Genomic DNA, 26,223 nt, shown 5'->3' on the forward strand with positions numbered 1-26,223 from the left:
CAGGATCGAAAAAAGCCCGGTCTCGCGACCGGGCTTTTTGTTTTATGCATGTCTTTGTTACCAGCTGCCGATATTTTCGGCGGAAGCCCAAGGCTCCTGTGGCGCCAGACGTTCGCCCTTCTGGATCAGTTCGATGGAAATGCCGTCGGGTGACTTGATGAAGGCCATATGACCGTCACGCGGCGGACGGTTGATGGTGACACCTGCATCCTGCAGCTTCTGGCAGGTGGCGTAGATGTCGTCGACCATATAGGCCAGATGGCCGAAATTGCGGCCTCCCATATAGGTTTCCGGGTCCCAGTTGTAGGTCAGTTCCAGTTCCGGCGCGCGTTCCGCCTTTGCCCGGTCCGTATCGGAAGGCGCGGCGAGAAAGATCAGCGTGAAGCGGCCCTTCTCATTTTCAGTGCGGCGGATTTCTTCAAGGCCGAGTTTGTTTACATAAAAATCGAGAGATTCATCGATGTCGCGAATTCGGACCATCGTGTGCAGATAGCGCATAGTCTTTTCCTCGGCTGTTGTAATTCATGGGCTGACGCTCGTGAAACGCATGGAACGCCGATTGGTTCGGCGGGGATATCGAATCCGATGTCGGAGACCGAACGTCAAGCTATCACCCACAGAACAGGGTTCAAGAATTTTGAGCCGCAGATGTGACCGGAAATGTCCCCGGACCCTCATTGCCAAATCGGCGACCGGCCATATTTGAAGTGGTTGGCGGGTTGCGAGGGCTGCCGCGCGGGAAAAGTAACCATGAAGTTGTGAAGTGTGTGGTCTTCATGGGGACTGACACAAGTTTGGACTTGCCGCCTCCGGTTAAGGAAGTGTTATTCTTTGGACAAGAATCAGGTCGGAATCGCAATGGAAGAACAGAGGAGGGGCGAACGCATGGCGGACAAGTCTGTGTCAAATGACCAGTTTCGCAGCCAGCACGCCTCGGAAGAGCTGGGCGATATCATCGAAATTTCGGGCCATATCAAATGGTTCGACGTAGCCAAGGGCTACGGCTTCATTGTTCCGGACCAGCCGGGCCTTAATGACATTCTTCTTCATGTGACTTCACTGCGTCGCGATGGTTTCCAGACCGCTCTGGAAGGTGCTCGCATCGTCTGTGAGGTCCGGCAGGGCGAGCGCGGCCTGCAATGTTTCCGCGTGCTGTCGATGGATACCTCGACCGCCGTTCATCCCGCGCAGATGCCGCCGCAGCGCACCCATGTCACCGTCACGCCGTCGAGCGGACTTGAGCGCGTGATTGTGAAGTGGTTCAACCGCACCAAGGGGTTCGGTTTCCTGACGCGCGGCGAAGGCACGGAAGATATTTTCATCCATATGGAAACGCTGCGTCGTTTCGGCATGATGGAACTGCGTCCCGGTCAGGTGGTGCTGATCCGCTTCGGTGAGGGCGACAAGGGCCTGATGGCTGCTGAGATCCATCCGGATATCGGAACGGCAATTCCTGTTTCTCACTAGAGCATAATCCGGCCAGAGTGAAACGAAGGCGTTCAAGTTTATGCTTGATATAGAAGAAGGCGGAGCGTCCATCTGATCCCGTCAGATCGAAGCGCGTTCTGGAGTGCGGCTGTTCAAAGTGCGCCGGCTTTACCCGATCGCTGTAACAAGCAGGTGAGGGCGCGGCGTGGCTGTTCGCGCGGTCTTGTGGTCATCACCTCCCGTTGATAGGTTCCGGCTTGGTTTCTTTCTTTGAATAGGCAGGTCATGGGCCGCATTTTTCTTGCTTTTGCATTTGTTTTTCTCGCATTCACCGCTCAGGCTGATGAAGCACAACCGATGAGGCTGCCGGTCGACAAGGAGCCGCTGACATTCGTCGCCGCCAACGGCAACAAGGTGAATTTTGCGCTTGAAGTGGCGGATACTGACGACGCTCGCGTTCGAGGCCTGATGTGGCGCACGGACTTTCCCCGGGACCGGGCGATGATCTTCGTGTTTGGCGAGATGCGCCGCGTCATGATGTGGATGCAGAATACACCGTCGCCGCTCGATATGGTCTTCCTTGACGACAAGGGACGCGTATCGGCCATTCACGAAAATGCAGTGCCATTCTCCGAAAATATCATTTCATCCGAGGTTCCGGCGGCGTATGTCGTGGAACTTCTGGCCGGCACGGTCAAGCAAACCGGCATAAAGCTTGGCGACAGGGCCACCCACCGCGTGATTTGCGGTGTTTGTCGGTCCTGATCGCAGTCAGGTGTTCCAGCTAAAGCGGAACCGCTCTGTCTATCTGTTTTACGCATTTTCCTGATGCAAAGGCTTCGCACCTTGGCTCGGAAATGTCCCAAGAGGAATAAGGAATTGAGTGCCCTCGATATCGAATATTTCGAACATGACGGCCTGCGCCTGGCCTATCGTCAGGACGGTGAAGGCGATCCGATCCTGCTCATTCACGGCTTTGCTTCGTCAAGTCTGGTCAACTGGGTTTCGCCCGGCTGGTTCCGAACGCTGACCGAAGCCGGATATCGCGTGATTGCCATCGATAATCGCGGGCACGGGCTTTCAGCGAAGCCCCATGATGCGGACGAATACACGCCGACGAAAATGGCGGCGGATGCGGCAGCGCTTCTCGATCATCTCGGCATCGAAAATGCGCATGTCATGGGCTATTCCATGGGCGCGCGTATCTCGGCATTTCTGGCGCTGGAACATCCCGAGCGCGTTCACAGTGCCGTTTTCGGTGGCCTTGGCATCGGCATGGTAACGGGCGCGGGCGACTGGGAGCCGATTGGAGAGGCGCTGCTTGCCGAAGACCCGACGACGATCACGCATCCGCGTGGCCAGATGTTCCGCAAATTCGCCGACCAGACCAGGAGCGACCGTATCGCCCTTGCAGCCTGCGTGATCACCTCCAAGGAACTTGTTCCGGCTGCCGCGATAGCGCGCATCATGCAGCCTGTTCTCGTTGCAGTCGGCACGACCGACGATATTGCCGGCAGCGCACAGGAACTCGCCGATCTTCTGCCGAATGGACAGGCGGTCGACATTCCGGGCCGCGACCATATGCTGGCCGTGGGCGACAAGGTCTACAAGCAGGCAGTGCTTGGGTTTTTGAAAGAAAACCCGCTTTGACGGGAGTTTGATCCTCAGCAAAGCACGCACCTTGGATGCTGCGCCAAACTCGGCGGTGGCAGGCAAGGCATTTTAAGCCAATCCCCCGGACAACCGAGGATTGCTATTTGCAGGTGCGCATTTCCGAACGCAAAACCGTTTCACACTTTTGCTGGAAATGCTGTATGCTGCGCGCCGAACTCGTATTGCGGTGCGGGGACAGAGCGAAAGCACGGCTGTCTCTTCCCTCGCGCGGTGCAAAACTGGAGTATGCATATGTCCGTTCGCACATCAGCGAAAGCGACCCCCGGTCTGGGTCAGGTTGATCCTATCTGGCATTCCATCCGTGCCGAAGCGGAGGAAGCGGCCAAGAATGATCCCGTTCTGGGCACGTTCCTCTATGCCACGATCCTCAACCAGCCTAGTCTGGAAGACGCGGTCATGCGTCGCATTTCCGAGCGTCTCGGCCATGCCGACCTGAGCGCCGATATTCTACGCCAGACCTTTGATGCCATGCTGGATGCCAATCCAGATTGGTCGCAGATTGTCCGCGTCGATATTCAGGCGGTTTATGATCGCGATCCGGCCTATAGCCGCTTCATGGACCCGATCCTTTATCTGAAGGGTTTCCATGCGATACAGACCCACCGCCTAGCGCACTGGCTTTACCATGAAGGCCGCAAGGATTTCGCCTATTACCTGCAAAGCCGTTCCTCATCGATCTTCCAGACCGATATTCATCCGGCGGCGCGGCTCGGCAGCGGACTCTTCCTCGATCATGCGACCGGTCTTGTCGTGGGCGAGACGGCCCTGATTGAAGACAATGTGTCGATCCTCCACGGGGTTACGCTGGGCGGTACGGGCAAATCGAGCGGGGACCGTCATCCGAAAATCCGCCATGGCGTGCTGATCGGCGCGGGGGCGAAAATTCTCGGCAATATCGAAGTCGGCCATTGCTCCAAGATCGCAGCCGGTTCGGTGGTTCTGAAACCCGTTCCCAACAATGTCACCGTCGCTGGTGTGCCCGCCCGGATCATGGGCGACACGGGCTGCGCGGAACCTTCCCGTGTCATGGACCAGATGCTGGGTGACGGAATCTAGATCCATTTTCCATCACTGAGGCCAACCGATGTCAGGAAATCGGGCCGCTTGCTGGTTTTCTCCCGCAGGCGGCCTATATTGTGATGCAAGCGGCGATTAGCTGGCCACGCCCCTTGGGATAGTCGATGTCAGGGGTTTACATAAGAAAATGCCGGGTGCAATAAACCGGCTCAATTCAATATCAGGAGAAGCCGGTTGAAACCCGAAGAACTCAAAAAACTGGACGCCTATTTCAAACGGACCTTCAACAATCCCGGCCTGCAGGTCAAGGCACGCCCGCGCAAGAACGACTCCGCCGAGCTTTATCTCGAGGACGAATTCCTGGGTCTGATCTACAAGGATGAGGACGAAGGCGAACTCTCCTACAATTTCTCGATGGCAATTCTCGACGTCGATCTTTGATCGGCAGCGGCGAGTGCGTCGTAGGCGACGCCCATGCCCATGCAGGAATGCTCTTGACGCCCTTTCCCATGGAGAGGGCGTTTTGTTGTTGAAACACGCTTGCGAGGATGCATGAAGATCATTGCTGCCGCTCTGACCTTGTCCGGCATGCTGAACTGAGCAGTTATGAAATCTGCGACTGATTTCGGTGCGACTTCATGAAATTCCGCTTTTCACTCACCGTCCTCCTGATCGGCCTGTCGTTTCCGGCGCGGGCAGAAGTTCTAGGCACCATCTAAACCGAGCAGGACGACGGCTCCCTGTCGGTGATCGAGATTCTGGATGAACCTCCAAGTGTCGCTAAATGCGATGGCGCTCACGCCGTCGCAGTCTATGTCAAGGAAAGCAACTTTTCCCTGCCCGTTGGAAAAGGATGCTGGAAGCTGCTCGGATCGGCAGAAATGCTGAAGCTGGAAATCGTTCTAAGCGCCACTGAGGAGCATGTCATGAGCGGGGTTCCGTTGAACAAGATCAAGTTCGACGGAGAGGGACAACGAGCATTTCAGGAATTGATGCGTGAACGGGAACGATCGGGACAGCCGATACCGCTCCAATCCATCGATTGACACCAGCAAGCCAGGATCGAACAGGCCCTCCGGGCCTTCGGTACCCGGCACTCAATCACGCTCGTCCGGAATCAGTTGGCGCGTTTGCCATCAAGAAGATGAGTATTGGCGAAATCGACGACCGCCTTGTCCAGTGACTTCCAGTCGCCCAACATGGATCGGGGGAATCGATAGAGTATCTGCAAGTCGCGCCCGAACTGGACGTCGCGTTCGCACGAATTGAAGCTTTCTGCCGCGCTGTCGGCAAGGCATCGTGCGACAAATTCCGGCTTGCCGCTGCTGGTGTCGGAGAGCACCAGTTCCTCGCCCTTGTAGCCGCTGTTTTCCAGAAACCGGTGTACCGTCAGGTTTCCGGGAGCGGTTTCTCCGCCGGGTTCTATCAGCTCGGCGTAGATCGGCAGGTAACGCCCGCTCATGTCGCGGGACATGGTGCGTTGCTCTATGGACATGAAAATGAGGTGCCGTTTCGGGGTAAGAAGGTTGAAGATGGCGCGGTCGCGTTCCGTATAGCCGGTAAGCCCCGGCCAGCGGGCGTAAAGATCGAGGCGGCCCGTCACTCCGTCGCGCCGCTGATTCGAAAAGCGGATCATATTGGCGGGAATCGAGAGGACGTTGTTGCCGATGATGATCTCATAAGCCTGCGTGCTGTCGGAATGGCCGCCCCGGGCAATCAGCGGACCGAGCAGACGCCCCCCGATATTCACGGCGATCGAAAGGAGGACCAGCGCGACAACGGCCAACAGCAGCCAGCCGAAGAGGCGGTTGCCCATTTTCGAGGCGGTGTAATCGGGTGCTGTTTCCATTTGGCTCGAATATCTGTCTTCTATGGTTAACAGAGCGTGAAACCGTGCTTGTCTGGCGACCTGAAACAGCTTAGCGATTCAATATCGAGTTTGCTGATGGAGGAAAGCACATGCCGATCTATGCTTATAACGGGCACAAGCCGCAATTCGTGGATCGCAGCAGCAACTGGATCGCGCCCGATTCGACCCTGATCGGCAAGATCGTCGTGGGTGAAAATGCCGGTTTCTGGTTCGGCGCCGTTTTGCGGGGCGATAATGAGCCTATCACCATCGGCGACGATACCAATGTTCAGGAACACACCATCATGCATACCGATATCGGCTTTCCGCTGACGGTCGGGGCGGGGTGCACCATCGGGCATCGAGCCATACTCCATGGCTGCACGGTGGGTGAAAACACACTGATCGGCATGGGCGCCATCGTTCTCAATGGTGCGAGAATCGGAAAGAACTGCCTGATCGGGGCAGGGGCACTAGTCACCGAGGGCAAGGTAATACCGGATAACTCGCTGGTCGTCGGTTCTCCTGCAAGGGTTCTTCGGGAACTGGACGAGGCGGCGGTTGAAAAGCTGAAGGCTTCGGCAGCGCATTATGTCGAGAAGGCACGGTCCTTCATGCGCGGCTTGGAACTTGCGTGAAATGAATAAGGACGGGGCCAGAGGGAGACTGGCGCCCGTCCTTCTTCAGTTTTTCTTTTTGATCAGTTCTTGATGCTGCCGACGAGCAGTTCTCGGTCGCCCTTGATCGAGACCCAGCTGCCGGTGTTCGTGGTCGACTGGCGCTTCAGGTAAGTGTAGTCGGTCTTGTTCCAGGCGAGAACGCGGGTATCGAGATTGTCGAGAATGAAGTCGCCGCGGTCGGTGCGGACGGTCAGAACCGCGTGGCCTTCGCCATTCGGCTGTCGAACCACCGTGAAAAGCAGGGTGTTCGCCGGAATGCCGAGCGTCATCAGTTCGCGGCGCTTCGAAAGCATATAGTCGTCGCAGTCGCCCACCGTTGTCGGATATTCCCAATACTCTTCGCGGCCCCAGGCTTCCATGTCGGTCATCGGCGCGATCTTTTCGTTGACGCTCGCATTGACCGTGATGATCTGCTTCCAGATTTCCGGGGTCAGCTTCAGCATGTTGCTGTTGCGGCTGGTGATATTGCATTCGGACTTGTACCGGTCGCAGAATTCATAATGGCCGATCGGCTGTGACGTGCGCTCGCCCGTCGTCATCCACGGGGAATTGGCGGCGGGGCTTGCAGCCTCGGCCAGTCCGATTCCGAGCAGCATCAGGATGGCTGCAATGATGGTCTGCTTCGTCATTCTTTTGTCTCCCTGTTGGAGACCAAGATGACTTAGACAATTTGAAGGCACGCAAATTTAAGCGCGAAAATGCGAGTTAAATTCGATTAAAAGTGCAAATAACGCCGAAACTTTTTGTCAACGGACGGACAAATTCAGGGCAAATCGGGCTATTTTTATGGCTTTTTTGTGATTTCGGTCGTTTCGCGGTTTGCCATTCCGTAACCTTGACGCGCGTTTATCTTTTGGGCCGATGCTTTCAGCCGAAAAGATTGTCCAGTGTCGCGCTGGTCTGGATGGTGGCGAATTCGATTGCGAAACCATCCTGGAAATGACGTACGACAGTTCCCCGGATCGGCCCGAGCATGACACTGCTTTTGATCGCGGGCTTGAACTCGCTTTCGATTGCCGCACCTGAAAGCGAAAGGTCGGCGATACGACACAGCCTTTGTGTGCCGTCGGCAAAAGTGATGTTCTGCCGGTTCTTGTGCGGCACGACGCGTTCGTGACGGCGGTCTTCGGGCAGGGCAAGCTCGTGCTTGTTGGCAAGCCAGGTCAGCTGTGCCGAAAGCTTGTCCTTCTTCTGCTCGGACGTCGCCAGAAGAATATGGAAGCCCTCGGATGTAACCTCATGGGCAATTCCTTCGATCCGCCCCACATGGTCGATATAGGCGATGATCCGTTCGCCGTTGCGCGGTGTCGCTATGCCGCTCATCAGGGCCGTGCCGGGCGACATGCGCTTGATAACGCACGGAAATTCGCTGCGATTTTCCAGCATGTAGCGACCGTTGAGATCGACATTCACGGCGTTGAAGTTTTCCTGCCGCACATTGCTGGCAGTGGGGGCCGCAGCAAATCTGTTCATCAAAGCCGATCCATTTCGAATTTTGTCCGCTCCACGTCAGCACATTACAGCACGGACTGATAAAGAGAAATCGCGATTGCGACCTGTTTCAGGCTTTGCCGCCCTTGATGACGCGCAATTTCGGCGCTGCATGCGGTTCCGTCAGGCGAATATTCGTCCACTGTCGGCCTGTCCGGGGTGCGTTTACGGTTACGGCTGCCGATTGCCGCACGTCGTCCGCGAGAATCAGATCGGGCGCCACCGGCTCGATGGAATTCAAATGGCCGAGCACGATTGGGTCGGCGCCTACCCACGTGACGGAATCAAGCACTGCAATGCTGCCGAGTATGCTGATCTGGCCGTCCGCCGCTTCGAGCGGGGCGAGGAACATTTCCAGCCCCAGGCTGCGTCCCGACATGCTGATTCCAACATGCGAGACGAGGGCAGGGATCTCGAGCCCACTGACGTTTTGCGAGGTTTCCCGAAGTGCGGCGCGGTCGCGTTCGGACCAGAGCGAGAGGAACCGCGTGTTCTTCAGTTCGCGTCCAAAAAGGGTGCAGATGCGCGTTCCAGCCAGACGGAACGACAGGTCCCCATGCTCTCCAGCCTCGAGGAAGAAGAGGTCGGACAGATGACGCCCCAGCTTGCGCGGCTCGATCCGCTCGCGCATCGGCGCGCGAAAGGTGCCGCGTTCCGTGCGGGCCAGTCGCTGCCATTCGCTGAAAATCGCGATCGTACTGCGGTGTTTCATCATGCGCCGTTGGTTTTTCCGTTGCACGCGGAGACAGGCTCCGCTGGTGGACGCATTAAAATAGTATTAACGGGGAGGATGCCAGTTTAACCCTTTGTTCATCCACCGGGCTCGTCCGTTAAGGTTAACAATAAGTAATGGTTGCACTGCTTTAAAAGACGCGCTTTGATAAGGCATCAGACGAAGCCTTTGACTTGGTTGGCGTTTTTCTGAGCTCCAGATTTAATTTCGCGAAATATTCTGTTCGCGGACAGGCCGACCGGGTATCTCCGTCGGCCTTTATTTTTAACAGATTTTGCCCTATCTAGATGCTTCCACCCGATGTAAGGGGCCGACCTGGCCCGGTTGTCGGCGTGCAAGGATGAGAAAGCAGCAGTTCATGAGCGTTCCCCAGCCGGAAACGGACGGCAGTAACCGCCGGTCAGGCGGTAGCGAGCCGATCTTCAATATACCCGGCGTCGTTCTTGCGCTTATCGGCCTGTGCGCGGCGGTGTATGTCTATCAGAACTATCTCATCAGCGAGCAGCAGAACTACAGCTTCATGCTGAACTTCGCGCTCATTCCGGCGCGATTCTCACTTGCGGGCGGCTTTACTGATCCGACCGCGCTTTTCACGCTCATCAGCTATTCCTTCATGCATGGCGGAATTGCGCACCTGGTCGTCAACATGATTTGGCTCGCCGCCTTTGGTTCTCCGCTTGCGGGCCGCATCGGCACCGGGCGGATGATAGTTTTCTGGGTCTTCACGTCGGTTATCGCCGGTCTGACCCATTATGCGATCTATCCGGACAGTATTTCACCGCTGGTGGGTGCTTCGGGAGCGATTTCGGGCATGATGGGTGCTGCGGCGCGCTACGGCTTCCGGCGCATCGGCCACGGACGCAAATCAGAATTTGCAGGGCCAGTACTTCCGGTGGGGCTCACCCTGACGCTGAAGCCTGTTCTGACCTTTGTCGGGGTCTGGTTCCTGATCAACATCATTACCGGTCTCTACTCGACTGGCGGTGCAGACCTTTCCAGCATCGCCTGGGAAGCGCATATAGGCGGCTTCATCGCCGGTTTTTTCGGCATTTCACTGATGGACCGCCCGCGCAGTTACGATGCGGTTCTGAGGCGCTAGGAATCTGGCTCAGAAAGGCCTTCTTCCCCATTTGATGCCACTTGCTAATCCGACGTTCAGAGCGCACCATCATGGAACGTGGTGGGAGGAGCTGCGTTCTGCTTCATATGGCGCTGAAACGCCCGAAGCAGCGAGTGCTAGAGCTGTTCCCTCATTAGAGAACAGTCGAACCGCTCTAGCTCTTTGTTTTAAGCATTATCCGACGCAAAACCGCTTCACGCGTTTGCCGGAAATGCTTTAATCTTGGAGGGACTTTGGCATGACCGTAAGATCGATTCTCGAGACAAAGGGCAGGGATGTGGTGGTTATCGCGCCTGCCGATACGCTGTCCCACGCTGTCGCCATGCTGAACAAACACAAGATCGGCGCGTTGGTGGTGTGCGACGAGGCCGGTCGAATCAAGGGAATCCTGTCTGAACGCGATGTCGTCCGCGCCGTTGCTGCGCAGGAGACCAAGGCCATGAGCATGCCCGTCGCCGAAGTAATGACGGCAAAGGTGCAGGTCTGCCGCGAACATCATACGATCAATCAGGTGATGGAAATCATGACGAGGAGCCGATTCCGCCATATGCCGGTGGAAGAAGGCGGCAAGCTCGTGGGAATCGTTTCAATCGGTGACGTGGTGAAACGGCGCATCGAAGATGTCGAACGCGAGGCGGAAGATATCCGCACCTATATCGCTACGGCCTGAGCGACTCGACTTTTGGCCATTCTCCCGGATGGAAAGGCCAGCCGGGAGAATTTTTACAGGCGAATCAACTCAACGTGCGCGGAGATATCTCTCGGCAGCGTAAAGCGAGATTGCAGCCGCATTCGATACGTTGAGCGACTTTATTTCGCCCGGCATGTCGAGGCGGGCAAGCGCGGTGACCGTTTCGCGTGTCTTTTGACGCAGGCCTTTGCCTTCCGCACCAAGCACGAGAGCGATTCGTCCGCCGGACAAGGTGGCTTCCATTTCCAGCGGCCCCTCCGAATCAAGCCCGATGGTCTGGAATCCGAGGCTATGAAGTTCCTCAATCGCTTCGGCCAGATTGCGCACTTCGATATGAGAGATCAGTTCGAGGGCTCCGGAGGCTGCTTTGGCGAGGACGCCAGTTTCCTGCGGGCTGTGGCGGCTTGTCGTAATCAGCGCACCGGCACCGAAGGCTACCGCTGAACGCATGATGGCGCCGACATTATGCGGATCGGTCACCTGATCGAGCACGAGCAGCAGCGGACTGTCCTTCAGTTCGGACAGCTTTCTGGCGCGCAGCGGCTCGGCCTCGATCATGACGCCCTGATGGACGGCTTCCGAACCGGTTTCCTTGTCTATATCGCGCGGATCGACGATTTCGACAGGGAAGGGGAGAGATTCGGCCTCTCCGATTTCCAGACGTGCGAATCCGTTTCGTGTCGCCAGCATGCGCAGTATCCTGCGTTCCGGGTTTTCCACGGCGGCGCGGACCGTATGCAATCCATAAAGGCGTACCGTTCCTTCGGTCACGGCACTTGCCGATATGGAAGGACGCTGCGGCTTGCGCGGTGATTTGCCTTCCGTTCCGGCCTTCTGGTCGCGATGCTGGCGGCGCAGGCGCGCATAATGAGAATCTTTTGGTGTGCGGGGTGAATTTTGATCGGTCATGGCGTGCTTATAGCTCTTTAGCAGTGCGGAAGATAGCGGCCAGCCCTGCAAATGCTATCAGGCTGTTCTGATTGCAGAATAATTTGCAAAGCCCGCCAAACCGGGCCTTTCTTCCCGCATGAACGGGCCGGAGAAGGCAATGTTTCCACGCCGTTGTGAACAGACATGCATTCTTTTCGCTTTTACCCTGTTGACAGGGGATAAGCTTATCGTCATAAGGCCCCTCGCGGATCGACGGCTGGCCCAACAGTCAGCCAGAAGCCCCGCGGAAATGCCTAGTCGCTCGACTCTGCTGATAGTGATATCTGGAGGGATGCCCGAGTGGTTAAAGGGGACGGACTGTAAATCCGTTGGCTATGCCTACGTTGGTTCAAATCCAACTCCCTCCACCACTGTCGGATCAGAGTTAAGAGTGCGCGGGTATAGCTCAATGGTAGAGCAGCAGCCTTCCAAGCTGAATACGCGGGTTCGATTCCCGCTACCCGCTCCAAATTTTTCCGAGCGGTTTGGCGTGTAAGGAATCATCGACGGGCGGTTCGCCGTTCCGTTTTGGCATAAATGCTGGCCCGGAAGCCAATAGGCTTTTGTGCTGGCGCTTGAGCGGTTCTAGAACAAAGAGAACAACGGCGATGGCAAAGAGCAAATTCGAACGTACGAAGCCCCACGTTAACATCGGCACGATTGGTCACGTTGACCATGGCAAGACGTCGCTGACTGCAGCGATCACCAAGTTCTTTGGTGAGTTCAAGGCGTATGACCAGATCGACGCCGCTCCTGAAGAGCGCGCCCGCGGCATCACGATCTCGACGGCTCACGTCGAGTACGAAACCGCAAACCGTCACTACGCACACGTCGACTGCCCCGGCCACGCCGACTATGTGAAGAACATGATCACCGGCGCTGCCCAGATGGACGGCGCGATCCTGGTGGTTTCGGCTGCTGACGGCCCGATGCCGCAGACCCGCGAGCACATCCTGCTCGCCCGTCAGGTTGGCGTTCCGGCAATCGTAGTGTTCCTCAACAAGTGCGACCAGGTTGACGACGCAGAACTGCTCGAACTGGTTGAACTGGAAGTTCGCGAACTTCTGTCGAAGTACGAATTCCCTGGCGACGAAATCCCGATCATCAAGGGTTCGGCTCTTGCTGCTCTTGAAGATTCCTCGAAGGAACTGGGCGAAGACGCCGTTCGTTCGCTGATGGCTGCTGTTGACGACTACATTCCGACCCCGGAGCGTCCGATCGACCAGCCGTTCCTCATGCCGATCGAAGACGTGTTCTCGATCTCGGGTCGTGGCACGGTTGTGACGGGTCGCGTTGAGCGCGGTATCGTCAAGGTTGGTGAAGAAGTTGAAATCGTCGGCATCAAGGCGACGGCGAAGACGACGGTTACCGGCGTTGAAATGTTCCGCAAACTGCTCGATCAGGGCCAGGCTGGCGACAACATCGGCGCGCTGATCCGCGGCGTTGGCCGTGAAGACGTTGAACGCGGCCAGGTTCTCTGCAAGCCGGGTTCTGTGAAGCCGCACACCAAGTTCAAGGCAGAAGCCTACATTCTGACCAAGGACGAAGGTGGCCGTCATACGCCGTTCTTCACGAACTACCGTCCGCAGTTCTACTTCCGCACGACGGACGTGACGGGCGTTGTCACGCTGCCGGCTGGCACGGAAATGGTCATGCCTGGCGATAACGTCGCCATGGACGTGCAGCTGATCGTGCCGATCGCCATGGAAGAGAAGCTCCGCTTCGCTATCCGTGAAGGCGGCCGCACCGTCGGTGCAGGCATCGTCTCCTCGATCATCGAGTAATGAATTTGACTGGCGGTTACGCCGCCAGTCTGGCATTCTAAATGCCGCATAGGGGTATAGCTCAGTTGGTAGAGCGACGGTCTCCAAAACCGTAGGTCGCGGGTTCGAACCCTGCTGCCCCTGCCATTTCAGAACGGGTGCTCATGGCTTGACTATGGGTGCCCGTTTTCTATATGATAGTTCAGGCGGCCATCTATGCCGCCTTACCTTTTCGATGATGGCGCAGGCTTCGGCAGGGCGACGTCGTGGAAAATGATAATTCCCTGCGGGATTTGTTGGCCGGGCAGGGGAGGATCGCCGCCGCACGATTGGATGGTGCGCCGGGTGATATTCGCAAGGATCGGATCTCCGATAAGCCTGTATGGTATTCTTTTAACCTTTGGGCTTGTTTTTTTCGGGAATCGATTCTATGTAGCGTCAACAGACACGCGGCGCGTGGGGCTGAATTTTCAGCTTTGCGTGCCGTATACGCGTGACTTCAGGCTTTTGATTCGTTTTTGCGAGCTAGAGTTTGGGGGTAGCGCCGGATCAATGACAGAGCGGCAGATGGCATCCAAGACGAATCCGATCACCTTTTTTCAGCAAGTTCGCGCCGAAACGGCGAAGGTGACCTGGCCTACACGGCGTGAAACGGTCATCTCCACCATTATGGTGGTGATCATGGCGTTTCTGGCTGCCGCGTTCTTTTTTCTTGCCGACCAGCTTATGGCCTATGGCGTAGAATTTATTCTCGGCCTTGGTCGATAAGTTAGGATTGGGGAGTTTTTAGATGACGGCGCGCTGGTACATCGTTCACGCCTATTCCAATTTCGAAAAGAAGGTCGCCGAGGACATCGAGGCCAAGGCAAAGCAGAAGGGTCTGTCCGAGCTTATCGAGCAGATCGTCGTGCCGACCGAGAAGATCGTTGAAGTGCGCCGCGGCCGCAAGGTTGACGCAGAGCGCAAGTTCTTCCCGGGTTACGTGCTGGTGCGTGCAACCCTTACGGATGCCGTCTTCTCGCTGATCAAGAATACTCCGAAAGTCACTGGCTTCCTTGGCGATTCCAAGCCGGTGCCGGTTTCCCAGAAGGAAGTCGACCAGATTCTGAACCAGGTTCAGGATGGCGTCGAGCGCCCGAAGACTTCGGTATCCTTCGAGATTGGCGAAAACGTTCGCGTTTCCGACGGTCCGTTCGCTTCCTTCAACGGGATCGTTCAGGAAGTCGACGAAGAACGCGCGCGTCTCAAGGTTGAGGTTTCCATCTTCGGGCGCGCAACGCCCGTGGATCTGGAATACGGTCAGGTTGACAAGCTCTGATCGTTTGCCCGTGAAGGGCTCCACTCCCGGCGAATTTCGGCTGGAGTGGAAATGGTGGAAGGGAAGGCGGCTTAGCCGGTCGCCGATCTCCGGACCACCGAACTGCCCGCCAGTCGAACTGGCGTCAGTCGAGAGCCGGATTTTCCGGCATTAATCGAGAAAGCCGGATTTCCGGCAAAGTAAAAAAGGCAGAAAGCAATGGCTAAGAAAATTGCAGGCCAGCTGAAGCTCCAGGTAGCGGCAGGTGCGGCCAATCCGTCGCCCCCGATCGGTCCGGCCCTGGGTCAGCGCGGCATCAACATCATGGAATTCTGCAAGGCGTTCAATGCTGCCTCGCAGGAAATGGAAAAGGGTTCGCCGATTCCAGTCGTGATCACCTATTACCAGGACAAGTCTTTCACTTTTGTGATGAAGACGCCTCCGGTAACCTACTTCCTCAAGAAGGCCGCTAACCTCAAGTCCGGTTCGAAGACCCCGGGTAAGGCAAGCGCCGGCACGATCACCCGCGACAAGGTTCGCACGATCGCTGAAGCGAAGATGAAGGATCTGAACGCCGCTGACATTGAAGCAGCGATGCGCATGATCGAAGGTTCTGCCCGTTCGATGGGCCTGGAAGTGGTGGGCTGAGACGATGGCGAAGATTTCCAAGCGCATTAACAAGATCCGTGAAGGCGTCGATCGCAACAAGCTGTACGATCTGTCGGCTGCTATCGGTCTCGTCAAGGAACGTGCTGTCGCCAAGTTCGATGAAACCATCGAAATCGCGATGAACCTCGGCGTCGATCCGCGCCACGCCGACCAGATGGTCCGCGGTGTCGTCAACCTGCCGAATGGCACGGGCCGTACGGTTCGCGTTGCTGTTTTCGCTCGCGGCGACAAGGCTGAAGAAGCCAAGAAGGCTGGCGCCGACATCGTCGGTGCGGAAGAACTGTTCGAAATCGTCAATGGCGGCAAGATCGAATTCGATCGCTGCATTGCAACCCCGGACATGATGCCGCTCGTTGGCCGTCTTGGTAAGGTTCTCGGCCCTCGCGGCATGATGCCAAACCCGAAGGTTGGCACCGTCACCACCGACGTTGCAGCTGCTGTTGCTGCTTCCAAGGGCGGCGCAGTCGAGTTCCGCGTCGAGAAGGCCGGTATCATCCATGCCGGTATCGGCAAGGTTTCCTTCGACAATGCCAAGCTCGAAGAAAACATCAAGGCTTTCGCTGACGCCGTCATCAAGGCAAAGCCATCGGCTGCCAAGGGTGAATACGTCAAGCGCGTGTCGATTTCCTCGACCATGGGCGTTGGCGTCAAGGTCGACCCGGCAACCGTCAAGGTCGTCGCCTAAGTTTCAGGGCTCCGGTTCGCCGGGGCCCAAGCCTTTCCGATTGGAGAGGCATGGCTGCCAGCCAGTTCTGGAACAACAGGACGAACGGCAAGAATTCCGGGTCGCAAGACCCGGATAGCCGGATGAAAATCCGGTTATCCTGTCCGAGATTGCAGGCGGATCATCATCTTCGGGTGGTTTTCCTTAAACGCAAAGCCTGCATGAGACGTGGAATAACCCTGTTTCGCACGAATGTGCATGCAAGGTTTGAACCGTAGTTGCCTTTGGGTGAAGCCTGCTTGCAGGTGGAACTGAAGGGGACAGGATCCTCGAACGTCGGACTGACTGTGAAGTTCGTCCGGCAAAGGCAACCCGGCAGGGCCATGTGGTCCTGTCAACTGGAGAGAGACAGTGGATAGAGCGGAAAAGCGCGAATTTGTCGCGTGGCTGAACGGCGCTTTCAAAGAGTCCGGTTCGGTCGTCGTGGCCCACTATACCGGTCTCACCGTTTCGCAGATGAGCGATCTTCGCTCGAAGATGCGTGATGCAGGTGGGTCCGTTAAAGTCGCGAAAAACCGCCTTGCCAAAATCGCTCTTCAGGGCACGGAATCGGAAGGTATTGCTGACCTGTTTACGGGTCAGACGGTCGTTGCTTACGCAAACGATCCGATCGCCGCTCCGAAAGTAGCCGTCGAATTCGCCAAGACTAACGACAAGCTCGTTATCCTCGGCGGTGCAATGGGTGCAACGACGCTTAACGCCGATGGCGTCAAGTCGCTTGCTTCGCTCCCGTCGCTCGACGAACTGCGCGCAAAGCTGGTTGGAATGATCCAGACCCCGGCTCAGCGTCTTGCAGTACTTACCAGCGCTCCGGCGGGCCAGATCGCCCGCGTTATCGGCGCGCACGCCCGGAAGAACGAGGCGGCTTAAGGCCGTTTCTCGCTGTCAAGTTCAAACCTTTATAATAGGAAGTACAAAAATGGCTGATCTCGCAAAGATCGTTGAAGACCTTTCGGCCCTGACCGTTCTGGAAGCCGCTGAGCTGTCCAAGCTTCTCGAAGAGAAGTGGGGCGTTTCGGCTGCTGCTCCGGTCGCTGTTGCTGCTGCTGGTGGCGCTGCCCCTGCTGCTGCTGCAGAAGAAAAGACCGAATTCGACGTCGTTCTCGCTGACGGCGGCGCTAACAAGATCAACGTGATCAAGGAAGTGCGCGCAATCACCGGTCTCGGCCTCAAGGAAGCCAAGGACCTGGTCGAAGGCGCTCCGAAGGCTGTCAAGGAAGGCGCTTCGAAGGACGAAGCTGAGAAGATCAAGGCACAGCTCGAAGCTGCTGGCGCCAAGGTCGAACTCAAGTAAGTTCGGACTATTCTGGCGGATGGTTTTCCATCCGCCAGTTCCCGCCGGACTTTCCCGGTGGGTCGGATGACTGGAACCCTTTTCCTGAGTGCCGGAACGGCTTTCAGGAAACGGGTTTTAGCCCGTTAAGAGCGCCGCGTGTCGGCAACGATGCTGAAGGCCGCTCTGGAAAGTTTGCATATGATCCTTTCGATCCATCCGATCTGAAGGGGCCGATCTGAAGGTTCATGTGCTCGAAGGACCGCCGAAGGGCGGCGCATGATAAAGGCCGCAAGGCGTGAGCAAGCCGCAAGGCTATAGAACGAGGAGCGACGATGGCTCAGACCCATTCTTTCAATGGTCGCAAGCGCGTACGCAAATTTTTCGGCAAGATCCCAGAGGTCGCCGAGATGCCGAACCTTATCGAGGTTCAAAAGGCATCTTACGACCAGTTCCTTATGGTTGAAGAACCATCCGGTGGGCGTCCTGACGAGGGTTTGCAGGCGGTTTTCAAGTCTGTTTTCCCAATTCAGGATTTCTCCGGCGCTTCAATGCTCGAATTCGTTCGCTACGAGTTCGACGCACCAAAATTCGACGTTGACGAATGCCGTCAGCGCGATCTGACGTATTCGGCGCCACTCAAGGTGACGCTGCGTCTCATCGTGTTCGATATTGACGAAGATACCGGCGCGAAGTCGATCAAGGACATCAAGGAACAGGATGTCTACATGGGCGATATGCCGCTCATGACCGACAACGGCACCTTCATCGTCAATGGTACCGAGCGCGTGATCGTTTCACAGATGCACCGTTCGCCGGGCGTCTTCTTCGATCATGACAAGGGCAAGACCCATTCGTCGGGCAAGCTCCTGTTCGCGGCTCGCGTCATTCCTTATCGCGGTTCCTGGCTCGATATCGAATTCGATTCCAAGGACATCGTCTACGCACGTATCGACCGTCGTCGCAAGCTGCCGGCCACCACGCTGCTGATGGCGCTCGGCATGGACGGCGAAGAAATTCTGTCGACGTTCTACAAGACTGTCACCTATACGCGTGATGGCGACAATTGGCGCATTCCGTATTCGGCTGACCGCTTCAAGGGCATGAAGATCATTTCCGATCTCATCGACGCGGACACCGGCGAAGTCGTTCTGGAAGCCGGCAAGAAGCTGACCGCCCGTTCGGCCAAGCAGCTTGCCGAAAAGGGCCTCCAGGCCATCAAGGCGACGGAAGACGACCTGTTCGGTTCTTATCTTGCGGAAGACGTCGTCAATTACGCAACCGGTGAGATTTATCTCGAAGCCGGTGACGAAATCGACGAGAAGGTCCTCAAGACCCTGCTCGACACCGGTGAGACGGAAATCAACGTTCTCGATATCGACCATGTCAATATCGGCGCGTACATCCGCAACACGCTGGCTGTCGACAAGAACGAAAGCCGTCAGGAAGCCCTGTTCGACATCTATCGCGTCATGCGTCCGGGCGAGCCGCCTACGATGGATTCGGCCGAAGCGATGTTCAACTCGCTGTTCTTCGATGCCGAGCGTTACGACCTTTCGGCCGTCGGCCGCGTGAAGATGAACATGCGTCTGGACCTCGATGCGGAAGACACCGTGCGCGTTCTGCGCAAGGAAGACATCCTGGCCGTGGTCAAGATGCTTGTGGAATTGCGCGATGGTCGCGGCGAAATCGACGACATCGACAATCTCGGCAACCGCCGTGTGCGTTCGGTCGGTGAACTGATGGAAAATCAGTACCGCGTCGGTCTGCTCCGCATGGAGCGCGCGATCAAGGAACGTATGTCCTCGATCGAAATCGACACGGTCATGCCGCAGGACCTGATCAACGCGAAGCCGGCTGCTGCAGCCGTGCGCGAGTTCTTCGGTTCCTCGCAGCTGTCGCAGTTCATGGACCAGACCAACCCGCTTTCGGAAATCACCCACAAGCGCCGTCTGTCGGCACTTGGACCGGGCGGTCTGACCCGCGAGCGCGCTGGCTTCGAAGTCCGCGACGTGCATCCGACCCACTATGGCCGTATCTGCCCGATCGAGACGCCGGAAGGCCCGAATATCGGTCTGATCAACTCGCTCGCAACCTTTGCTCGCGTCAACAAGTACGGCTTCATCGAAAGCCCGTACCGCAAGGTTGTCGACGGCAAGGTGACGAACGACGTTGTCTATCTGTCGGCGATGGAAGAAGCCAAGCACTCGGTTGCCCAGGCTAACGTCGAACTGGACGAGCAGGGCGGTTTCGTTGACGAGTTCGTCATCTGCCGTCATGCAGGCGAAGTGATGATGGCTCCGCGTGAAAACGTGGACCTGATGGACGTTTCGCCGAAGCAGCTTGTTTCGGTTGCTGCGGCTCTGATCCCGTTCCTTGAAAACGACGACGCCAACCGCGCTCTCATGGGCTCGAACATGCAGCGTCAGGCCGTTCCGCTCGTTCGCGCTGAAGCGCCGTTCGTCGGCACCGGCATGGAACCGATCGTCGCTCGCGACTCCGGTGCAGCTATTGCAGCGCGTCGCGGCGGTATCGTCGACCAGGTGGATGCGACCCGTATCGTTATCCGTGCAACGGAAGATCTCGATCCCTCCAAGTCGGGCGTCGATATCTATCGTCTGCAGAAGTTCCAGCGCTCGAACCAGTCGACCTGCATCAACCAGCGTCCGCTCGTTCGCGTCGGTGACCCGATCGGCAAGGGCGACATCATCGCTGACGGTCCGTCCACGGATCTGGGCGATCTGGCTCTCGGCCGCAACGTGCTCGTCGCGTTCATGCCGTGGAACGGCTACAACTACGAAGACTCGATCCTGCTTTCCGAGAAGATCGTTTCGGAAGACGTGTTCACCTCGATTCATATCGAGGAATTCGAAGTTGCTGCCCGCGACACCAAGCTTGGACCTGAGGAAATCACCCGCGATATTCCGAACGTTTCGGAAGAAGCGCTGAAGAACCTCGACGAAGCCGGTATCGTATACATCGGTGCCGAAGTGCATCCTGGCGACATTCTTGTCGGCAAGATCACGCCGAAGGGCGAAAGCCCGATGACGCCGGAAGAAAAGCTTCTGCGCGCCATCTTCGGTGAAAAGGCATCGGACGTCCGTGACACCTCCATGCGCATGCCGCCCGGAACCTACGGTACGGTTGTGGAAGTTCGCGTTTTCAATCGCCACGGCGTTGAAAAGGACGAACGCGCCATGGCTATCGAGCGCGAGGAAATCGAGCGTCTCGCCAAGGACCGTGACGACGAACAGGCGATCCTGGACCGCAACGTCTATGGCCGTCTCGCCGACATGATCGATGGCAAGGTTGCCGCTGCCGGCCCGAAGGGCTTCAAGAAGGGCACAACGATCAGCCGCGATCTCATGACGGAGTATCCGCGGTCGCAGTGGTGGCAGTTTGCCGTTGAAGACGAAAAGCTTCAGGGCGAGCTGGAAGCTCTGCGCAGCCAGTACGACGACTCCAAGAAGCTGCTCGAAGCACGCTTCATGGACAAGGTCGAAAAGGTACAGCGCGGCGACGAGATGCCTCCGGGCGTCATGAAGATGGTCAAGGTCTTCGTCGCTGTGAAGCGCAAGATTCAGCCAGGCGACAAGATGGCTGGCCGTCACGGCAACAAGGGTGTGGTTTCGCGCATTCTGCCGGTCGAGGACATGCCGTTCCTGGAAGATGGTACGCATGCCGACATCGTGTTGAACCCGCTTGGCGTTCCGAGCCGAATGAACGTGGGCCAGATTCTGGAAACCCACCTCGGCTGGGCTTGCGCAGGCATGGGCAAGAAGATCGGTGAGCTCATCGACGTTTATCGCAAGACGGCCAATATCGAGCCTCTGCGCCAGACGCTGGAGCACATCTATCCGGACAACGACCGCAATGAACCGGTCCGGTCTTATGATGACGATTCCGTCCTCATGCTGGCCAACCAGGTGAAGCGCGGCGTGTCGATCGCAACGCCGGTCTTCGACGGTGCGGTTGAAGCCGACATCAACGCGATGCTGACGGATGCCGGACTTGCAACGTCTGGTCAGTCGACGCTTTACGATGGCCGTACGGGTGAGCCGTTCGACCGTCAGGTGACCATGGGCTACATCTATATGCTGAAGCTCCACCACCTGGTCGACGACAAAATCCACGCTCGTTCGATCGGACCTTACTCGCTCGTTACGCAGCAGCCTCTGGGCGGCAAGGCCCAGTTCGGCGGCCAGCGCTTCGGCGAAATGGAGGTCTGGGCTCTGGAAGCATACGGTGCGGCCTACACGCTGCAGGAAATGCTTACCGTCAAGTCGGACGACGTGGCAGGCCGTACCAAGGTCTACGAAGCGATCGTGCGCGGCGACGACACGTTCGAAGCGGGCATTCCGGAGAGCTTCAACGTTCTCGTCAAGGAAATGCGCTCGCTCGGCCTCAATGTCGAACTCGACGACACGCGTGACGCTGAACAGCCGGCCCTGCCGGACGCGGCGGAATAAACTTCGAGGCGCGCCATGGTATCGCCGTGGCGCGCCGGTAAACTCGTTTTCGATGACGGCGGTTTTTCCCCGCAAGAGGAAGCGAGACTACGGCAAGCCAGTTCATAACTGCGTAGCACCGCGATTTCTTTTCAGGATGGCAAGGATTTTCAGCTTGTCATCGACGACACAGGGCGACGGATCGCCCTCAAGGAGAACGGCATGAACCAAGAGGTCATGAATCTTTTCAATCCTCAGGCTCCGGCACAGACGTTCGATTCCATCAGAATCTCGATTGCCAGCCCTGAGAAGATTCTGTCCTGGTCATACGGCGAGATCAAGAAGCCGGAGACGATCAACTACCGTACGTTCAAGCCTGAACGCGATGGTCTCTTCTGCGCGCGCATCTTCGGCCCGATCAAGGACTATGAATGCTTGTGCGGCAAGTACAAGCGTATGAAATACAAGGGCATCATCTGCGAAAAGTGCGGCGTGGAAGTCACGCTCTCGCGCGTTCGTCGCGAGCGCATGGGCCACATCGAACTCGCGGCCCCGGTTGCCCATATCTGGTTCCTGAAGTCGCTGCCGAGCCGTATCGGCACGCTGCTGGACATGACGCTCAAGGATATCGAGCGCGTCCTGTACTTTGAGAACTACATCGTTACCGAACCGGGCCTGACCTCGCTGAAGGAGCACCAGCTTCTTTCGGAAGAGGAATATATGATTGCCGTCGATGAATTCGGCGAAGATCAGTTCACTGCCCTCATCGGTGCTGAAGCTATCTACGAGCTTCTGGCTTCGATGGAACTCGAAAAGATCGCCGCCGATCTGCGCGTCGAGCTTGCCGAGACCACTTCGGACCTGAAGCAGAAGAAGCTGATGAAGCGTCTGAAGATCGTCGAAAACTTCCTGGAGTCGGGAAACCGCCCGGAATGGATGATCATGAAGATCGTTCCGGTCATTCCGCCGGACCTGCGTCCGCTCGTGCCGCTGGACGGCGGTCGTTTCGCGACGTCGGATCTGAACGATCTCTATCGCCGCGTCATCAACCGTAACAACCGTCTGAAGCGCCTGATCGAACTGCGCGCACCGGGCATCATCATCCGCAACGAAAAGCGTATGCTGCAGGAAGCTGTGGACGCGCTGTTCGACAACGGCCGTCGTGGCCGTGTCATCACCGGAGCCAACAAGCGCCCGCTGAAGTCGCTCTCCGACATGCTCAAGGGCAAGCAGGGCCGTTTCCGTCAGAACCTGCTCGGCAAGCGCGTCGACTATTCCGGCCGCTCGGTCATCGTGACCGGTCCGGAACTGAAGCTGCACCAGTGCGGCCTGCCGAAGAAGATGGCGCTCGAACTGTTCAAACCATTCATCTACGCACGTCTCGACGCCAAGGGTTATTCCTCGACCGTCAAGCAGGCGAAGAAACTGGTTGAAAAGGAACGTCCGGAAGTCTGGGATATCCTTGACGAAGTGATCCGTGAGCATCCGGTTCTCCTGAACCGCGCTCCGACGCTGCACCGTCTCGGTATTCAGGCATTCGAGCCTACCCTGATCGAAGGCAAGGCGATCCAGCTGCATCCGCTCGTCTGTACGGCGTTCAACGCCGACTTCGACGGTGACCAGATGGCTGTTCACGTTCCGCTGTCGCTTGAAGCTCAGCTTGAAGCCCGCGTGCTGATGATGTCGACCAACAACATCCTGCATCCGGCTAACGGCGCACCGATCATCGTTCCTTCGCAGGACATGGTTCTCGGCCTTTATTATCTGTCCATCGTGGCGGAGAAGGAGCCGGGCGAGGGCATGATGTTCGCGGATATGGGCGAGCTGCAGCATGCGCTTGAAAACAAGGTCGTTACGCTGCACACCAAGATCAAGGGCCGCTTCAAGACGGTCGACGCCGAAGGCAAGCCAGTGTCGAAGATCTACGATACGACGCCTGGCCGCATGATCATTGGCGAGCTTCTGCCGAAGAACGTCATGGTGCCGTTCGACATCTGCAATCAGGAGATGACCAAGAAGAACATCTCCAAGATGATCGACCACGTCTACCGCCATTGCGGTCAGAAAGAGACGGTCATCTTCTGCGATCGCATCATGCAGCTCGGTTTCGCTCATGCCTGCCGTGCAGGCATCTCCTTCGGCAAGGATGACATGGTTATCCCGGACACGAAGGCGAAGATTGTTGCCGACACCGAAGCGCTCACGACCGAATACGAACAGCAGTACAATGACGGCCTGATCACTCAGGGCGAAAAGTACAACAAGGTCGTTGACGCCTGGGGCAAGGCTACCGACAAGATCACCGAAGAGATGATGGCGCGGCTGAAGGCCGTCGAATTCGATCCGGTGACCGGTCGCCAGAAGCAGATGAACTCGGTCTACATGATGTCGCATTCGGGTGCCCGTGGTTCGGTCAACCAGATGCGTCAGCTTGGCGGCATGCGTGGCCTGATGGCCAAGCCGTCGGGTGAAATCATCGAAACCCCGATCATCTCGAACTTCAAGGAAGGCCTGACCGTTAACGAGTACTTCAACTCGACCCACGGTGCCCGTAAGGGTCTGGCAGACACCGCCTTGAAGACGGCTAACTCGGGCTACCTGACCCGCCGTCTCGTTGACGTTGCACAGGATGCAATCATTTCGGAAGTCGATTGCGGCGCCGAAATCGGTCTCACCATGCAGCCGATCGTCGATGCCGGTCAGATCGTTGCCTCGATCGGCCAGCGCGTTCTGGGCCGTACGGCTCTCGATCCGATCCTGCATCCGGCAACCGGCGAAGTCATCGTCGAAGCTGGCCGCATGATCGAGGAAAAGGACGTCGAGATCATCGAGAAGGCTGGTATCCAGTCGATCCGCATCCGTTCGGCCCTGACCTGCGAAACCCGCAACGGCGTCTGCGCCAAGTGCTATGGTCGCGACCTTGCACGCGGTACTCCGGTCAACCAGGGCGAAGCGGTCGGCGTTATCGCTGCTCAGTCGATCGGCGAGCCGGGCACCCAGCTCACCATGCGTACCTTCCACTTGGGCGGTACTGCACAGGTGGTTGACAGCTCGTATCTCGAAGCTTCGTACGAAGGCACCGTCAAGCTGCGTAACCGCAACGTGGTTCGCAACTCCGATGGCAACCTCGTGGTGATGGGCCGTAACATGGCTGTCCTGATCCTCGACGCAACGGGCAAGGAACGTGCGGTCCACCGCGTGACCTACGGTTCGCGTCTGTTCGTGGACGAGGGCGATACGGTCAAGCGCGGCCAGCGTATTGCTGAGTGGGACCCGTATACCCGTCCGATCATGACCGAAGTTGAAGGCTATGTTGAGTTCGAAGATCTCGTCGATGGTCTCTCGGTTTCGGAAACGGCTGACGAGTCGACCGGTATCACGAAGCGCGTCGTCATCGACTGGCGTTCGACGCCTCGCGGTTCGGACCTCAAGCCTGCCATGGTCATCAAGGACAAGGCCGGCAAGATCCTGAAGCTGTCGAAGGGTGGCGATGCCCGCTTCCTGCTCTCCGTGGAATCGATCCTTTCGGTCGAGCCTGGCGCGCATGTGAAGGCTGGTGACGTTATCGCCCGTCTGCCGATGGAAAGCGCCAAGACCAAGGACATCACCGGCGGTCTGCCGCGTGTGGCCGAACTGTTCGAAGCACGTCGTCCGAAGGACCATGCCATCATCGCCGAGATCGATGGTACCGTTCGCTTCGGTCGCGACTACAAGAACAAGCGTCGCATCATCATCGAGCCGAACGACGACACGATCGAGCCGGTCGAGTACCTCATTCCGAAGGGCAAGCCGTTCCATCTTCAGGACGGCGACGTCATCGAAAAGGGTGAGTACATCCTCGACGGCAACCCGGCACCGCATGACATTCTGGCGATCAAGGGCGTCGAAGCTCTGGCTTCGTACCTCGTGAACGAAATCCAGGAAGTCTATCGTCTGCAGGGCGTTTTGATCAACGACAAGCACATCGAAGTGATTGTCCGTCAGATGCTGCAGAAGGTGGAAATCACGGAATCCGGCGATACCGGCTACATTCCGGGCGACCACGTCGACCGCATCGAGTTGGAAGAGATCAACGAGCGTCTTATCGAAGAGGGCAAGAAGCCGGGCTCCGGCAATCCTGTTCTGCTCGGTATCACCAAGGCTTCGCTGCAGACGCCTTCGTTCATCTCTGCTGCGTCGTTCCAGGAAACGACCCGCGTCCTCACCGAGGCTGCGGTGGCCGGCAAGATGGACACGCTGCAGGGTCTCAAGGAAAACGTCATCGTTGGCCGTCTCATTCCGGCCGGTACTGGCGGCATGACCAACCAGATCCGTCGCATCGCAACCGCTCGCGACGATCTGATCATCGACGAGCGCCGCAAGTCTTCCGGTTCCGCGGAAGCCAATGCGATGCTGGTGGACATGACCAACAACGCTGCCGAATAAGATCGGCGGAT

At 57.3% G+C, this 26,223-nt stretch carries 24 protein-coding genes and 3 tRNA genes; 21 read left to right on the top strand and 6 right to left on the bottom strand.

The features are described from left to right. Nucleotides 1-57: 57 nt before the first annotated feature. The gene (gene gloA / locus ACS5UA_RS02050) at nt 58-498 is read right to left on the bottom strand and encodes a lactoylglutathione lyase (protein ID WP_021585959.1); all 441 of its coding nucleotides are present in this window, start codon (nt 496-498) and stop codon (nt 58-60) included. Nucleotides 499-885: 387 nt separating this feature from the next. Between gloA and ACS5UA_RS02055 the strand changes: the two genes are divergently transcribed. From ACS5UA_RS02055 to ACS5UA_RS02080, 6 genes are all read left to right on the top strand, one after another. Beyond that, on the top strand, nt 886-1,467 hold the full coding sequence (locus tag ACS5UA_RS02055) for a cold-shock protein (protein ID WP_006470303.1): 582 nt from the start codon (nt 886-888) through the stop codon (nt 1,465-1,467). A gap of 246 nt (nt 1,468-1,713) precedes the next feature. Continuing rightward, nucleotides 1,714-2,193 (top strand): DUF192 domain-containing protein, encoded by a 480-nt coding sequence (locus ACS5UA_RS02060; RefSeq protein WP_021585957.1) that lies wholly within the window; start codon nt 1,714-1,716, stop codon nt 2,191-2,193. A 114-nt stretch (nt 2,194-2,307) separates the two neighbouring features. Next, nucleotides 2,308-3,078, top strand: coding sequence for an alpha/beta fold hydrolase (locus ACS5UA_RS02065; protein ID WP_021585956.1), 771 nt, complete (start codon nt 2,308-2,310; stop codon nt 3,076-3,078). 255 nt (nt 3,079-3,333) lie between these two features. Continuing rightward, the gene (gene cysE / locus ACS5UA_RS02070) at nt 3,334-4,158 is read left to right on the top strand and encodes a serine O-acetyltransferase (protein WP_443101125.1); all 825 of its coding nucleotides are present in this window, start codon (nt 3,334-3,336) and stop codon (nt 4,156-4,158) included. Nucleotides 4,159-4,353: 195 nt separating this feature from the next. Continuing rightward, nucleotides 4,354-4,560 carry a DUF3126 family protein gene (locus ACS5UA_RS02075; protein WP_006467055.1) on the top strand — a complete coding sequence of 69 codons (207 nt, stop codon included), beginning with the start codon at nt 4,354-4,356 and terminating at the stop codon, nt 4,558-4,560. A gap of 305 nt (nt 4,561-4,865) precedes the next feature. Then, nucleotides 4,866-5,165, top strand: a complete 300-nt coding sequence (locus ACS5UA_RS02080; RefSeq protein WP_021585955.1) for a hypothetical protein — start codon at nt 4,866-4,868, stop codon at nt 5,163-5,165. Nucleotides 5,166-5,236: 71 nt separating this feature from the next. Here ACS5UA_RS02080 and ACS5UA_RS02085 read toward each other — a convergent pair whose 3' ends face one another. After that, a complete protein-coding gene (locus tag ACS5UA_RS02085) occupies nt 5,237-5,968 on the bottom strand; it encodes a hypothetical protein (protein WP_031346337.1) in 732 nt (243 codons plus the stop codon). 110 nt (nt 5,969-6,078) lie between these two features. On the opposite strand from ACS5UA_RS02085, the gene ACS5UA_RS02090 reads away from it, so the two are divergent. Then, nucleotides 6,079-6,606 (top strand): gamma carbonic anhydrase family protein, encoded by a 528-nt coding sequence (locus ACS5UA_RS02090; RefSeq protein ID WP_021585953.1) that lies wholly within the window; start codon nt 6,079-6,081, stop codon nt 6,604-6,606. 62 nt (nt 6,607-6,668) lie between these two features. Here the strand turns inward: ACS5UA_RS02090 and ACS5UA_RS02095 are convergent, their stop codons facing one another. The 3 genes from ACS5UA_RS02095 to ACS5UA_RS02105 form a co-directional block, all read right to left on the bottom strand. Further along, nucleotides 6,669-7,277, bottom strand: coding sequence for a transglutaminase-like cysteine peptidase (locus ACS5UA_RS02095; protein WP_021585952.1), 609 nt, complete (start codon nt 7,275-7,277; stop codon nt 6,669-6,671). 238 nt (nt 7,278-7,515) lie between these two features. Then, entirely contained in the window at nt 7,516-8,121 is a 606-nt protein-coding gene (locus tag ACS5UA_RS02100; protein ID WP_006470308.1) for a PilZ domain-containing protein, read from the bottom strand. An 88-nt stretch (nt 8,122-8,209) separates the two neighbouring features. Then, entirely contained in the window at nt 8,210-8,851 is a 642-nt protein-coding gene (locus tag ACS5UA_RS02105; RefSeq protein ID WP_025090596.1) for a PAS domain-containing protein, read from the bottom strand. Between the two features lie 379 nt (nt 8,852-9,230). Between ACS5UA_RS02105 and ACS5UA_RS02110 the strand changes: the two genes are divergently transcribed. Both ACS5UA_RS02110 and ACS5UA_RS02115 read left to right on the top strand, forming a co-directional pair. Then, nucleotides 9,231-9,971: a rhomboid family intramembrane serine protease gene (locus tag ACS5UA_RS02110; protein ID WP_021585949.1), complete on the top strand. Its 741-nt coding sequence runs from the start codon at nt 9,231-9,233 to the stop codon at nt 9,969-9,971. Nucleotides 9,972-10,230: 259 nt separating this feature from the next. After that, the gene (locus tag ACS5UA_RS02115; RefSeq protein WP_006467047.1) at nt 10,231-10,662 is read left to right on the top strand and encodes a CBS domain-containing protein; all 432 of its coding nucleotides are present in this window, start codon (nt 10,231-10,233) and stop codon (nt 10,660-10,662) included. Between the two features lie 69 nt (nt 10,663-10,731). Here the strand turns inward: ACS5UA_RS02115 and rlmB are convergent, their stop codons facing one another. After that, on the bottom strand, nt 10,732-11,592 hold the full coding sequence (gene rlmB, locus ACS5UA_RS02120) for a 23S rRNA (guanosine(2251)-2'-O)-methyltransferase RlmB (RefSeq protein ID WP_025090595.1): 861 nt from the start codon (nt 11,590-11,592) through the stop codon (nt 10,732-10,734). Nucleotides 11,593-11,899: 307 nt separating this feature from the next. Between rlmB and ACS5UA_RS02125 the strand changes: the two genes are divergently transcribed. From ACS5UA_RS02125 to rpoC, 12 genes are all read left to right on the top strand, one after another. Then, nucleotides 11,900-11,984: transfer RNA gene (locus ACS5UA_RS02125), tRNA-Tyr, on the top strand. A 24-nt stretch (nt 11,985-12,008) separates the two neighbouring features. Further along, a tRNA-Gly gene (locus ACS5UA_RS02130) sits at nt 12,009-12,082 on the top strand. A 139-nt stretch (nt 12,083-12,221) separates the two neighbouring features. Beyond that, the gene (gene tuf, locus ACS5UA_RS02135; protein ID WP_006467031.1) at nt 12,222-13,397 is read left to right on the top strand and encodes an elongation factor Tu; all 1,176 of its coding nucleotides are present in this window, start codon (nt 12,222-12,224) and stop codon (nt 13,395-13,397) included. 50 nt (nt 13,398-13,447) lie between these two features. After that, nucleotides 13,448-13,523, top strand: a tRNA-Trp gene (locus tag ACS5UA_RS02140). 420 nt (nt 13,524-13,943) lie between these two features. After that, the gene (secE, locus tag ACS5UA_RS02145) at nt 13,944-14,144 is read left to right on the top strand and encodes a preprotein translocase subunit SecE (RefSeq protein WP_002964376.1); all 201 of its coding nucleotides are present in this window, start codon (nt 13,944-13,946) and stop codon (nt 14,142-14,144) included. Nucleotides 14,145-14,166: 22 nt separating this feature from the next. Beyond that, nucleotides 14,167-14,694, top strand: coding sequence for a transcription termination/antitermination protein NusG (gene nusG / locus ACS5UA_RS02150; protein WP_006467043.1), 528 nt, complete (start codon nt 14,167-14,169; stop codon nt 14,692-14,694). 198 nt (nt 14,695-14,892) lie between these two features. Continuing rightward, nucleotides 14,893-15,321 carry a 50S ribosomal protein L11 gene (gene rplK / locus ACS5UA_RS02155; protein WP_006467042.1) on the top strand — a complete coding sequence of 143 codons (429 nt, stop codon included), beginning with the start codon at nt 14,893-14,895 and terminating at the stop codon, nt 15,319-15,321. Between the two features lie 4 nt (nt 15,322-15,325). Beyond that, nucleotides 15,326-16,027: a 50S ribosomal protein L1 gene (gene rplA / locus ACS5UA_RS02160; RefSeq protein WP_006467041.1), complete on the top strand. Its 702-nt coding sequence runs from the start codon at nt 15,326-15,328 to the stop codon at nt 16,025-16,027. Between the two features lie 390 nt (nt 16,028-16,417). Continuing rightward, nucleotides 16,418-16,936 (top strand): 50S ribosomal protein L10, encoded by a 519-nt coding sequence (rplJ, locus tag ACS5UA_RS02165; protein WP_006467039.1) that lies wholly within the window; start codon nt 16,418-16,420, stop codon nt 16,934-16,936. Between the two features lie 49 nt (nt 16,937-16,985). Next, the gene (gene rplL, locus ACS5UA_RS02170) at nt 16,986-17,360 is read left to right on the top strand and encodes a 50S ribosomal protein L7/L12 (RefSeq protein ID WP_006467038.1); all 375 of its coding nucleotides are present in this window, start codon (nt 16,986-16,988) and stop codon (nt 17,358-17,360) included. A gap of 314 nt (nt 17,361-17,674) precedes the next feature. Next, the gene (gene rpoB, locus ACS5UA_RS02175) at nt 17,675-21,808 is read left to right on the top strand and encodes a DNA-directed RNA polymerase subunit beta (RefSeq protein ID WP_021587206.1); all 4,134 of its coding nucleotides are present in this window, start codon (nt 17,675-17,677) and stop codon (nt 21,806-21,808) included. A gap of 201 nt (nt 21,809-22,009) precedes the next feature. Then, the gene (rpoC, locus tag ACS5UA_RS02180; RefSeq protein WP_006467037.1) at nt 22,010-26,212 is read left to right on the top strand and encodes a DNA-directed RNA polymerase subunit beta'; all 4,203 of its coding nucleotides are present in this window, start codon (nt 22,010-22,012) and stop codon (nt 26,210-26,212) included. Nucleotides 26,213-26,223 lie beyond the last annotated feature (11 nt).

This window comes from Brucella sp. RRSP16 (assembly GCF_052246815.1).
Lineage (GTDB): Bacteria > Pseudomonadota > Alphaproteobacteria > Rhizobiales > Rhizobiaceae > Brucella > Brucella intermedia.